Annotated in this window: 12 protein-coding genes; 10 read left to right on the top strand and 2 right to left on the bottom strand. The window is 41.2% G+C overall.

Annotated elements, in window-relative coordinates; translation table 11 throughout:
- Positions 1-335: 335 nt before the first annotated feature.
- Positions 336-1,310, top strand: coding sequence for a hypothetical protein (locus tag Q6344_09455; protein ID WLG12833.1), 975 nt, complete (start codon positions 336-338; stop codon positions 1,308-1,310).
- Between the two features lie 130 nt (positions 1,311-1,440).
- Here Q6344_09455 and Q6344_09460 read toward each other — a convergent pair whose 3' ends face one another.
- Entirely contained in the window at positions 1,441-1,830 is a 390-nt protein-coding gene (locus tag Q6344_09460) for an SCP-2 sterol transfer family protein (protein WLG12834.1), read from the bottom strand.
- A gap of 861 nt (positions 1,831-2,691) precedes the next feature.
- Between Q6344_09460 and ccoN the strand changes: the two genes are divergently transcribed.
- From ccoN to Q6344_09490, 6 genes are all read left to right on the top strand, one after another.
- A complete protein-coding gene (gene ccoN, locus Q6344_09465; protein WLG12835.1) occupies positions 2,692-4,173 on the top strand; it encodes a cytochrome-c oxidase, cbb3-type subunit I in 1,482 nt (493 codons plus the stop codon).
- Positions 4,174-4,182: 9 nt separating this feature from the next.
- Positions 4,183-4,821 (top strand): cytochrome-c oxidase, cbb3-type subunit II, encoded by a 639-nt coding sequence (gene ccoO / locus Q6344_09470; GenBank protein ID WLG12836.1) that lies wholly within the window; start codon positions 4,183-4,185, stop codon positions 4,819-4,821.
- A complete protein-coding gene (locus Q6344_09475) occupies positions 4,821-5,003 on the top strand; it encodes a CcoQ/FixQ family Cbb3-type cytochrome c oxidase assembly chaperone (protein ID WLG12837.1) in 183 nt (60 codons plus the stop codon). The genes ccoO and Q6344_09475 overlap by 1 nt, the downstream gene beginning before the upstream one ends.
- The gene (gene ccoP, locus Q6344_09480) at positions 5,000-6,136 is read left to right on the top strand and encodes a cytochrome-c oxidase, cbb3-type subunit III (GenBank protein ID WLG12838.1); all 1,137 of its coding nucleotides are present in this window, start codon (positions 5,000-5,002) and stop codon (positions 6,134-6,136) included. The genes Q6344_09475 and ccoP overlap by 4 nt, the downstream gene beginning before the upstream one ends.
- A gap of 479 nt (positions 6,137-6,615) precedes the next feature.
- Positions 6,616-8,025: a cytochrome c oxidase accessory protein CcoG gene (gene ccoG / locus Q6344_09485; GenBank protein ID WLG12839.1), complete on the top strand. Its 1,410-nt coding sequence runs from the start codon at positions 6,616-6,618 to the stop codon at positions 8,023-8,025.
- Positions 8,026-8,360: 335 nt separating this feature from the next.
- Entirely contained in the window at positions 8,361-8,942 is a 582-nt protein-coding gene (locus Q6344_09490; protein WLG12840.1) for a FixH family protein, read from the top strand.
- A 154-nt stretch (positions 8,943-9,096) separates the two neighbouring features.
- Here Q6344_09490 and ttcA read toward each other — a convergent pair whose 3' ends face one another.
- Entirely contained in the window at positions 9,097-10,257 is a 1,161-nt protein-coding gene (gene ttcA / locus Q6344_09495; protein WLG12841.1) for a tRNA 2-thiocytidine(32) synthetase TtcA, read from the bottom strand.
- Positions 10,258-10,687: 430 nt separating this feature from the next.
- Between ttcA and queC the strand changes: the two genes are divergently transcribed.
- From queC to Q6344_09510, 3 genes are all read left to right on the top strand, one after another.
- Positions 10,688-11,404: a 7-cyano-7-deazaguanine synthase QueC gene (queC, locus tag Q6344_09500; protein WLG15191.1), complete on the top strand. Its 717-nt coding sequence runs from the start codon at positions 10,688-10,690 to the stop codon at positions 11,402-11,404.
- Positions 11,405-11,640: 236 nt separating this feature from the next.
- Complete coding sequence (locus Q6344_09505; protein ID WLG12842.1) at positions 11,641-11,970, top strand: hypothetical protein; 330 nt, start codon at positions 11,641-11,643, stop codon at positions 11,968-11,970.
- Between the two features lie 190 nt (positions 11,971-12,160).
- Complete coding sequence (locus tag Q6344_09510) at positions 12,161-12,658, top strand: peroxiredoxin (GenBank protein ID WLG12843.1); 498 nt, start codon at positions 12,161-12,163, stop codon at positions 12,656-12,658.
- The last annotated feature ends 46 nt before the right edge of the window (positions 12,659-12,704 follow it).

Consider the following 12,704-nt stretch of genomic DNA (forward strand, 5'->3'; position numbering starts at 1 on the left):
GTTTCAGACGAGCCAAAGACAGCCGTCAAAAGGGAGCTAGTTTGACACAATTTGGCTGATATGTGCCAGTCATTAGCAAAAACTGGGCGTATTTTTTAATAAAAAACTGGCTTTTGTTACTATTTTTTATGAGGGGCTTGCTATTACTTGCGTCAATACCTATATATTGTATGCTAAGGACAATTGTCATTAACCATTCATTGTGGTTTGTTGACCCTTTACTGATGACAACGTTGCCAACTATCATAAATCTATCGTGTTAAATAAAGCCTTATGATAGCCAGCAATAGCCGTTTCAGGTCCAAACCTCACGCTGACTAATTTTGAGTATCTTCATGACCATTAATTATCAATATAAAAACGTCCAATCTCCCACCAAAATCACCATGACTGATGAGCAATCTGCAGGTCACGCCGATCATTGGAGTATTCTGACCGATGACATGAGTCATGACGTGCCAGAATGGCTACAAAAAATGATCGAAAAGGCGGCCATGCCTAAAGGTCTCAATAGTAATGTCAGCGCTCAAGACAGCTGCCTATTGCTGTCTGAAAATCAGCCTTGTCATATCAATCAAGTATTAGCCATGAAAAATGGTAAGCCTGAATGCTTTATCAATGCTTATCCTTGTGTCGATAGCCCGTATGGACTCAATTGTAAGATTGAGCGCATCATTGCCAATGACAATTCACACGATGCTGTATTACGCTTGCGTACCGCTGATGGCAGTATTATTTACGCCTTTGACCAGCTCTACACCACCAATCGCCATTTATATCAGCGAGACACGTCTTACTTTGTGAACTTTAGCGCTTGGGCACATGAGATTAAGCTAAGTGAGCAAAACGAAGTCATCATGGTCGAAGATCAAGAAGCGATCCGCTACCACCGTGCATTTAACGACATCGTTGCCGCCAATGATGGAAAAATACCCGATGATCTGCAAGAGCAAATCAAAGAATGGAAACCAGAGACCAAAGCACAAATGGCGCCAGTTGAGATCAACTTGGGTCACATGTGTGCCTATCTATTTGGTGATACTTTGGGACAAGAAGATGAAGCATGGTGCCAAGGTCAGGTGCTCGGCAAGCAAGAAACAACATTTAATGATAAATCCATTATCCTGTTTGATGTCGTGATACTACGCGAACAAGATGCCGATCCTTTCGTGATTCGTATCGGCGCGCTCAACACGCCAGAGACGGCTTCTATTAAAGTGCATGACTACGTACAAGCGAACGTCTGGCTACAAGCTGCCATCTATAAAGAAAACCAGCAAAGTGCAGCGCAGCAATCAAAAGCCAGTTAACTACTTTACGAGTCATCCACTACTTTTAAGAATGACCATTAAATGTATCATCAAATCAAAAGTCCCTAATAAGCATTAGGGGCTTTTTGTCTTCTTACAATCGTCAGGATAAAACCCTGAAAATATAAAATTAAGCCATGGTCGTCATTGATTTGATACGAGTATATAGCTCTTTTTGTTCAGCACTTGGGCGTGCCGTTTGTACTGCCATCAGTTGTGACATATCGCCTTCAACACGAATTTTACCACCCATAAAAGCACCCATAATTTCATTGGTATCGAAATCAGTGATGATTGATTGCAAGATACTGCGGTCAAGCAACAATGTGGTTGTCGCGGCGTCGTTCAAGCCGCGATGCAATAAACCGTTTGCAAAGTTCGCTTCGATGTCTTGCTCAGTGTCAGATACTTTTAGATTGACGATCATATTCGCCAGTGCTGGCGGCAAATTTAGCTCGCCTGCCTCATTACCCATTTGCTCAACTTGCTCAAACCACTCATCTGTCAAAAAAACTGCCATATTATTGTCCTTAATTGATGTTATTTCAGGCTACCGTTGTTTGGCTCACTCGCCTGACTGGATATCAAGTGATAAAATAGTTGCTCATAATAGCAGTATGAAAACTGCTATCATCACTTATATTTAGCCTCATTATAAGGGTCGACTTGATGATAAGTAAAACTTATTTAGAGTGCCTATGCGGCCATTGTTACAAAAATGCTGCTGGTCATGATATCTAAGCGCAGTAATTACTGTCCCTCTATCACCAAAATGTATTCCTAGAATCGTGATAAAATTGAGTATAAAATAGACAAATTGCATAGCTATAATAAGTTGCTTGCTAAGATTTTTACCAAAGAGTTTGTATTTTGCCGCATAGTTCTGATGATATTTGATTAGGATTGCGTTACAATACCCTTAAACAGAGTCGGGAGTTTTAACTAAACATTACGCAAACATGTTTTTTTGTCAGCCGCCGCTAGCATACGTCTATGGTCAGTAACTTTTTATGGCCCTATGGATATTGGTATCTATCTTCATTAGTACAGAATTTTTGGTAATAATTAAGATAAATACTTCACCTCTTTAGATGTTTGATGCTCAAAAACGGCGCATCTTCTTATTCACCTTAATGATTTATTAACAATCCTACTATCGACCAGCTGTGAGTGTCGGGCGTTTAAAACGCCTTTATGCCTCAATACCAGCTGATATAAAGCGAAAGCTTAGATTGATAGTTAATAATATTGTGGTGATAAGCGAGACAAAAAACAGCATGTACCGCGATTCTATTTTTATCTGACTATTACTTTTATGATGCAGATAGCGCGGAGAGTTAGTTAATTCTGTTGATAATTCGGGCTGTAAAGGAATCATCCAATGAGTTTACAAAACACAGCAGTCGCCCCAGTTGACCGTGAGTACGAAATTACTATCGTAAGATTCTTTACGATAATGGCCGTGGTATGGGGCATCGTCGGCATGAGTATTGGTGTGTTCATTGCTTCACAGTTAGCATGGCCATCACTTAACTTTGACATTCCATGGCTGACATTTAGTCGTTTAAGACCGCTACATACCAATGCGGTCATTTTTGCGTTCGGTGGCTCTGCCCTGTTCGCAACGTCTTACTATATTGTTCAGCGTACCTGTAAGACAAGGTTATTTGCTCCTTATTTAGCTTGGTTTACCTTTTGGGGTTGGCAAGCCGTTATCGTATCAGCGGTTATTACCCTACCTTTAGGTTTAACATCGACCAAGGAATACGCTGAGCTTGAGTGGCCAATCGATATTTTGATTGCCTTGGTATGGATCTCTTATGCCATTGTTTTCTTCGGTACGCTCATCAAACGTAAAACCTCACATATTTATGTGGCTAACTGGTTCTTTGCAGCCTTTATTATTACGATTGCATTACTGCATATCGTAAACAGCATGGCGATTCCTGTTAGCGCATTTAAGTCTTACTCGTTATTTGGCGGTGCGACCGATGCGATGGTACAGTGGTGGTATGGACATAATGCGGTAGGTTTTTATCTAACGGCAGCTTTCTTAGGAATGATGTATTACTTCGTTCCAGTACAGATTGGTCGTCCTATTTATTCTTACCGTTTGTCTATCGTTCACTTTTGGGCACTTATTGCGTCATATATGTGGGCTGGTGGTCACCATTTGCATTATTCAGCGCTTCCAGATTGGACGCAGTCTCTAGCAATGGTATTCTCAATCATCCTATTTGCGCCATCTTGGGGTGGTATGATTAACGGTGTACTAACACTATCAGGTAGTTGGGATAAGCTGCGTACCGATCCGATCATTCGCTTTATGATTGTGGCATTGTCGTTTTATGCGATGTCGACGTTCGAAGGTCCAATGATGTCGATTAAGACAGTGAATGCGTTATCGCATAATACAGATTGGACAGTCGGTCACGTACACTCAGGTGCACTTGGTTGGGTAGGTATGATTACCATTGGTTCGCTATATGTACTGTTACCACGTATCTATAACAAACCTAAGATGTATTCTATCAGCTTAATCACCACGCATTTTTGGTTGGCGACAGCGGGTACTATTTTCTATATCGTATCTATGTGGATTTCAGGTATTGGCCAAGGCATGATGTGGCTGGCTACTAATCCAGACGGTACATTGGTATATAGCTTCGTTGATACAGTTGAGTTCTCACATTTCCCATATATTGGTCGTGCTTTTGGTGGCTTCTTGTATGTATCGGGTATGTTTGTGATGGCATATAACGTTTATAAAACACTTAAAATGCCAGAAGGTAAGCCTGTCGATATCGCAGATCCTACTGATCATGAACCTAGTGTTGATAAACCTTCAGCAGCTAACGTATAAGGAGCGATCATGTCTGGTACACCGCATGAAATTATTGAAAAAAATACAGGCTTGTTGGTTATCGGTATCGTTATTGCTATTAGCTTTGCAACGCTAGTTGAAATCGTACCATTGATATATGACAACAAGGGTCCTGAAGAAGGTGGGGTGAATGCTCCCCTGCCCTCTATGGAGCCATGGACTGCACTAGAATTTGAGGGTCGTGACATCTATATTCGTGAAGGTTGTCACGTTTGTCATACTCAAATGATTCGTCCACTACGTGCTGAAGTTGAACGTTATGGACCTTACTCACGTGCTGCTGAATCTACGTGGGATCACCCATTCTTATGGGGTTCAAAACGTACTGGACCTGATCTAGCACGTGTTGGCGGTCGTTATTCTGAAGACTGGCAAAAGCAGCATTTAATTGCGCCACGTTCACTAGTACCTGAATCAGTAATGCCTGGCTTCCCGTGGCTTGCTACCAACGAAGTGAATGGTGAAAACGTTCAAACTAAAATGCGTCTATTCCGTGATCGCTTTGGTGTACCTTACACTGAAGAGGATATCGAAGGAGCACCAGATGCTGTACTTGGTGCCACTGAACTTGATGCTTTGGTTGCTTATCTACAGCAACTGGGCACCGCGATGGAAGGACAGCGCTAATGGGTATTGGTGAATTACAAACAATTGCGACCGTTTCTGCCTTTGTTGCCTTCGTAGGTGTTGCATGGTGGGCGTATTCGCCAAAAAACAAAAAACGCTTCGAAGAAGATGCACAACTTGCGCTTGATGACGAGGATATAAAATCTCTGTCTGAAGAGCAGCGCAATAAGGATAAACGATGACATTTTTTTGGAGTTCTTGGATTACCATACTAAGTATCATGTGTTGGGCTGCTATCCTCGGTGTCTTACTAATGGTATTGAAGTACAAGCCAGAACTAGAAGATGACGGTACGACAGGCCACGCTTATGATGGTATCAAAGAGTACGACAAGCCATTACCTAAATGGTGGCTCGTAATATTCTTTGGCTCTATCGCTTGGGGTGTTGCCTATTGGGTATTTTTCCCAGGTATTTTCCCATCAAAATGGGAAGGTATTGCCACTGTAGAAGTCGATGGCGAAATTGTACCGTGGACCTCTAAGAACGAGCTATATAGCGAGCTTGAGAGTAATAACAAAGTATTTACGGATAACTTTGAGAAAAACATTTTAGCAAAAGCGGATGCTAGTGGTGCGACAGAGACCTTAGCGGCACTTGCTGAGTTACAGGCAACGATGCGCCGCAGTGAAACACCACCAGCAGATCTGCAAGCTCAAATTGATGAGAAAACTGCAGAACTATCCCCTTATGTAGAAAAGCTTTCAGAAAACCCGAATGCTTTAAAAGTTGGTAGTCGTTTGTTCTTACAGAACTGTGCGGTCTGTCATGGCTCTAACGCCAAAGGTGCGGTAGGCTATCCAAATCTAACTGACAATGACTGGTTATATGGCGGAGAAGCGTCAAACATTTTGACCACGCTACATAAAGGTCGAGTTGGTGGTATGGCTGCATGGCGTGATCAAATCGGTGAAGATGGGGTACGTGCGGTATCTGAATACGTGCTATCAATATCTGGCAACCAACCTGGTTACGAGCTTGATAAAGCTCAAGTCGCTCAAGGTGAGGCAATCTTTAATGAGCCGACTAACTGTGTACTTTGTCATGGTGCAGACGCCAAAGGTATGACTTCTACTGGCGCGCCAAACTTGACAGATGACATTTGGTTATATGGTGGTGATCGTGAGACCATCCGCGAAACCTTACGTTATGGTCGTGCTGGTGTGATGCCTGAGTGGGAAACCAAACTGGGTAATGAGCGTATTATGCTGCTTGCAGCTTATGTTTACTCATTATCAGACAAAACCCCTCAACCTGCTGCTAAAGCACCAACCGCTACTCAAGTAGCAACCACTGTAGAAACGACGGCTAACTAATATTTAAAGAGAGTTGTCATAGCATCAGTGGATAAGATTTGATAAAGGGAGAACTGTTATTGCAGTTCTCCTTTTTTTATAAATTCTTTGATGAGAGTTTATTAACTGCTACCGCATTATCAAAATTTGAGTAGTAAATGAAATGCGGTTTAATACTGCATATAGCACGACCAATATATCGATCATTATGCTGATATATTGATTGGTTTTTAAGATTATTACCCCATTTATAATAGGGAGAATGCTAAAATGACAGTACCTAAAAACCACTTATTAGTGGCGAATTTAGAAGATAGTCACCCATTCTCATTAAGCTATTTGCAATCGATCATTTGGTAGATGGGTTAAAATATTTTTCTGTTCAATATTTTATCCGCTACTTACTGACATTGATAACATCACACACTCATACATCTGATGATTAAAGATGTTTGTTCATCATGCCAGCAAACTGATTCTTTTTTAAAAGAGGCACGTTTATGTCAGCACCACAACCCAATAAAATTCCTGTACAGCAAATTGACCTTGATGCGACCAAGCATCGAGTTCACCCTAGGTTTGTCACCGGTTTTTATCAAAACATTCGTGTCGTCACGATGTATGCGCTTTTAGCCGCTTTTCTGCTTTTGCCGTGGTTACGTTATAATGGTAGGCAAGCAATATGGCTTGATGTTCCGTCGCAGCATTACTATATTTTTGGCATGACTTTTTTGACCCAAGATTTTTACTTCATTGCCGCCTTTGCGATTATTGCCGCATTCACTTTATTCATGGTGACTGTGTATGCAGGGCGTGTTTGGTGTGGCTATGCCTGCCCTCAGACGATTTGGACACATCTTTATCAATATGTTGAAAAGTGGGTCATTGGTGATCGTAATAAGCGTATTAAGTTTGATAAAGAACCGATGAGTGCAAAAAAAGCCTTTAAACGTTCTTTGATATATTTTATTTGGTTAGTATTTTCAGTGATTACCGCGGCAACCTTTGTCAGTTACGTCGCTGGCACAGATTATTTATATCAAAGCTGGCAAACCATTGGTTTTATTCCTATTCCTGATTGGCCAACATGGGTATGGGTATCAATGTTTATCTTTACCTTTGCCACTTATGCCAATGCGGGCTACATGCGTGAGCAGATGTGCGTACAGATCTGTCCTTATGGTCGTTTTCAGAGCGTTATGTTTGATAAAGATACGTTAGTTGTGTCTTATGATTATGAACGTGGCGAACCTCGCGGGGCACGTAAAAAAGGCACCCATCCTGAACATTTAGGGGATTGTATCGAATGTACCATGTGCGTACAGGTTTGTCCGACTGGAATTGATATTCGAGATGGCTTGCAAGTTGGTTGCATCCAATGTGCTGCTTGTATTGACGCTTGTAATGAAATTATGGATAAAGTCGGGTATCCACGTGGACTCATTCGTTATACGACAGAACGACAGTTGTCAGAAAAAGAAAATACCCGCGTCATCAGTCCACGTCTATTTGCTTATTTAGCCGTTATTACTATTTTATGTGGTGGCGTTATTTATGCATTGACGGACCGTGTACCGTTAGAGATTGATATTCGCCGTGACCGTAATCAGTTGTCTTCAGTGAATAATCAAGGCATGATTGAAAACAGCTATATCGTCAAGCTGACTAATAAAACACAAGAGCCGCATACCTATACAATAACCCTTGCTCCACAAGAAGGTTTGAGCTTGGCGCTGCGATTCAACGATGTACCATTAGAAGCAGGTGAAAGCTTTGATATGCCTGTGAGTATTTATGGCGATCCTAAGGTCATCGATTTTGAACAAACATCAGTGACCCTAAATGTGACCAGTGAAGATGGTCAGTATAAAGTCAGTAAACAAAACGTATTTACTACTCAAGGGCAGTAGGTTTTTATGAGCGATTGATAGCTTAGCTAGGGCGCGTCCTCATTTTAAAAGTGGTAATAGAAATGCAATAAATGGCAGCCAAACTGGGAAAATAGTATAGATAATATCGGTATATTAACCAGCTGTTTGGCAAAATTTAACCATTTTTAATCCATTTAGGTGCTTTCATTCAGACTGAGGATGCGCCCTAGTATATAATTCTATATTTCACCTGTGAGTCAGTGGCTAGCAGGTGGACGATTTATCATTAAACTGGCAGCTGTTTCGCTGTCAGCTTATCCATTGATACAGTGTATAGATATCTGATAAGCAGATATCTGATTAATAGGTATTTTATGTCTACTCCAGCATCAAATTTTAAGCATCAAGATACTCAGCCATGGTATAAGAATTACATGGTGGTTATTTTTGTTATTGGCATGCCAGCATTTGTCGTAGTGGCCTGTATCTTTTTTGTTTATTACTCTTATCAAATTCGGGATAGCGTGGTACGTGACGACTGGTATATGGATGGTAAGACGCTTTATCATGATGTGTCACGTGACAAACTGACTTATGACTTAGATTTGCACGGCGAAATGCAGTTTGCAGATAATGGTGATGTTGTATTCTATCTAAATTATCCTGAACAGAGTCTGCAATCAGGTAAACTGCTGAATGGTAGTCCTCTGGCTTATCCTGAAAAACTAGAGCTGTCTATCTCGCATGCAACCGATATCAAAAAAGATCACGATGTCGTACTTCAACATGTCGAAGGCAATAAATACAGTGCGCAGGTAGATATAGATCCTTTAAAAGCAAAATATTATCTACAAGTAAGTAGTGATGGTAAAGATGACTGGCGCATGCAAGATGTGGCGAAATTACCACGTTCAAAAGTTAGCTTTGACCCATTACCTGTTTTTGCAGAAAGTTGATTTTAACAAAATTTCTGTTATAACCATGATTAATAATCAATTTATTAACACATAAAAAAAACCAGCCATTTATCAATAATGAGCTGGTTTTTTACACTAACGGTTTATGCTATTTTTTATAAATGTCATTGAACAATATCGAATAAGCGAATCGTTAAATAACAGGATTTATTGTTGGAATTTTCTGATTCGTATGCTTATTTTCTGCTGAATTATCCGACTCTGTCGAAAGCAGCTTACGATCAAACTTCGGATTGAACGCTTGGGTTTTTGGCGATACAGGTAAGCCAATTTCAGCCAAGCTCTCGGTCTGCCCAGCTTGAATGTTATCCCCTTCAAACAAACGCTCATTGTCATCACGATCAAGACTCAAGGTTTCAAAGTCAAATAACTCACGATCCGCCAATTGCGAGGGCGCAACATTTTGCATGGCCTTAAAAATAGAGGCCAAACGCTGCGGATGAGCATCATCCCATTCCCGCAACATATCGTTGATAATGGCCCTTTGTAAGTTGGTTTGGCTGCCACATAAGTTGCATGGAATAATTGGAAATTCTTTTAAGCGAGCATATTCGATGATGTCTTTTTCTTCGACATAAGCCAGTGGACGAATAAGTAGGTTTTGCTTGTCATCACTGAGCAATTTCGGTGGCATCGATTTAAGAGTGCCGCCATGAAATAAATTCAAAAAGAAAGTCGCCAACATATCATCGCGATGATGACCCAGCGCAATTTTGGTTGCGCCAATCTGCTTAGCAAAACCGTATAACGAGCCGCGGCGCAGACGTGAACACGCCGAGCAATAAGTTTTGCCTTCTGGCACCACGCTCTTAACGATACTATAAGTGTCTTTTTCTAAGATATAATGCGCGATACCCTGCTCGTTCAAATAAGCCGGCAAAATATCTTCAGGGTAACCGGGCTGCTTTTGATCGAGATTGACCGCGACGATATCAAAGTTAATCGGGGCGATACGCTTGAGTAATAGTAAAATATCCAGCAAGGTATAGCTGTCTTTGCCACCTGAAACACAGACCATCACCACATCGCCGTCTTCGATCATATTAAAATCACGAATCGCCCAAGAGACTTGTCTACGCAGCTTCTTTTGTAGTTTACGGAACTCTGCTGATTCAGTAGACGTTGACGGTGCAGCGGCGATACTGTCTTCTTCATTTGTATGATCGTCAGCAACATCCTCATATTCCATACTATCGCCATCAGTGTCCCAAGCATGATTATCCAAACCTGTATCAGCTGACATATCATCGATTTCAGGCGTAATTTGTGGCGTAAACAAGGTTGCTGCGGTCATAAGTTACTCAATATCTTTACAAGGGAATTTTGCTAAAAAATGGAAGGATAAAGCCTTTAGCAAGGAAGTAATAGCACAGTGGCTCTAAAAGCAGCGATTATAACAAAATTTGCTAACAGATTGAAAAGATGAGATTAAACTATCAGATTAAATATTCAGTCTTTTTTATGGCTTAGCTCAGGGCATGCTGAACATTCGACCATAGCACTGCTGATAGCTCCACACTTTTATAAACAAATTTCTCTTTTGAGCTGATTAAGGTTTCATATCGTATTTATAATGGCTTCGTGGTTCTGTAATGAGCGTATTTTTGCTAAAATAGGCGTTTTTCGCAAACCCATTTCGCAAACCAATAATAGATACCACTATGACTAATGTTACTTCGCAAAGTACCTCTAATAATCAAGCCTTCGATACTGACTTAAATGCTCTGCATAAAAGCCAAAATGCCGTTGTGCTACTGTCAGGCGGGCTTGATTCGGTGACTTGTTTGTATTGGGCCAAGGCACGTTATGCATCGGTGACTGCGGTCAGTTTTAATTATGGTCAACGCCACAATAGTGAGCTGGTCGCGGCAAAAGCCATCGCTGAGACTGCCGAGGTCAATCATAGAATCATTGATATTGATATCGCTCAGCTTGGTGGCTCTTCGCTGACAGATCACAGTATGATTGTTCCTGATGGCGATACGGATAAATTCCCTAATAAAAAGCGTGATGAGATCGATAACGACGCTATTCCTAACACCTACGTGCCTGCACGTAATACGATATTTTTGTCTTATGCGCTAGCCGTTGCTGAAGTGACCGATGCCAATCATATCGTCATTGGCGTCAGCTCCGTCGATTATTCAGGCTACCCTGACTGTCGTCCAGAGTATATTGCCGCCTTCGAGCATATGGCCAATCTTGCCACCAAAGCAGGCGTTACCGGTCATCACTTATCCATTCAAACGCCCTTACAGCAACTGTCAAAAGCAAAAACCATTGAGCTTGGATTGTCATTGGGCGTCGATTATGGGCAAACCATATCTTGCTACCAAGCCGATGCACAAGGTCTTGCTTGCGGTGTATGTGACAGCTGTGCCCTACGCCGTCAAGGATTTGCTCAGGCGGGCATCACTGACCCAACCCATTATCAATCTTAGTTAATGATGGGATTGCACTTGCATGAAAGCGTGATAGCAATCAACATTAGCGAAACATTCGCTTGCATTAACACAGCACGCCGCCGTTGTATTTTAACTCACATACTTGTTATGGTATGAGCGATTGTATTTATCACAAGATATAAGTAACCACATTAGTCAACGAGCTATGAGTACTTTTGCTTTACTTTGAGTACAAGATTTAGAAAATTGATGCTACCCGTAAGAGGATATTTATGAAGTTGTTGCCATTATTACCCCTAGCTTTAGCTGCCATTTTTGTGATGCCACAAGCAAACGCTGCCGATATTAAGCAAAATAACATCAATACCTGCGTTAATGGTGCGGTCAAGTATAAAGTCGCTGACAAAGGCGATGCGACCAAACTATGCAATTGCACTATTGGCGTGCGTAGCAACATGACCATCGGTCAGATGTGGGAAATTGAGAGCTATGCCCAAGACAAAAAAGATCCGTCTGGACTGCCTTACGTCAAAAAAATGCAAAAAGATTTGCAGCAATGCACCGTTGGCTTAGATTTAAAACAGCCACAAAAACCAGCGTAATACACATCTCGTTTGATATACAAAAGACTGGCTATTGCCAGTCTTTTTTGTTGTCAATACAGGCGCAAAGTGTAAAACTGATTATGAATCGCTGCTAATCTGCTTATAATAAGTACACAGCATAGATTATCAATCGACGTAAGCACTGACGTAAATACTGATATAAACAAAAATGAATAAGGATTTTATAATGGCAAAACCAACCACAGAAAACCTAACCTTACCTGACTTTCCAGTGACGATAGTACGAAAGCTTGCCGGCAACTTTATCCATGATGAAATCAATCTCCAAGAGATGATTGCCAATACTGATAAAGGACTTATTCTGTACTTTTATCCAAAAGACAGTACGCCAGGCTGTACCACTCAAGCAACCGAATTTACTGCTCATCTCCATGAGTTTGATGATTTAGGCTATGACATTATCGGCGTCTCACGTGATAGTGTTGAATCTCACGAGAAATTCATCACCAAATATGATTTAAACATTGCCCTTATCAGCGATACTGACGAAAAATTATGCCAATACTTTGACGTTATTAAAGAAAAAAATATGTACGGCAAAATAACGTTAGGGCTGGTCCGTTCAGCCTTTGTCTTTGATAAAGATGGCACGCTCACTCATGCTCAGCGAAATTTACGTGCCAAAGGCTACACTGAACGTTTGCTTGAAACTTTAGCACCTTAACCAATAAAGCCAAGAATCATAAAAAAGCATTTTAAAATAGACGCTA

It is taken from the genome of Psychrobacter cibarius (assembly GCA_030686115.1).
Taxonomy (GTDB): domain Bacteria; phylum Pseudomonadota; class Gammaproteobacteria; order Pseudomonadales; family Moraxellaceae; genus Psychrobacter; species Psychrobacter cibarius_C.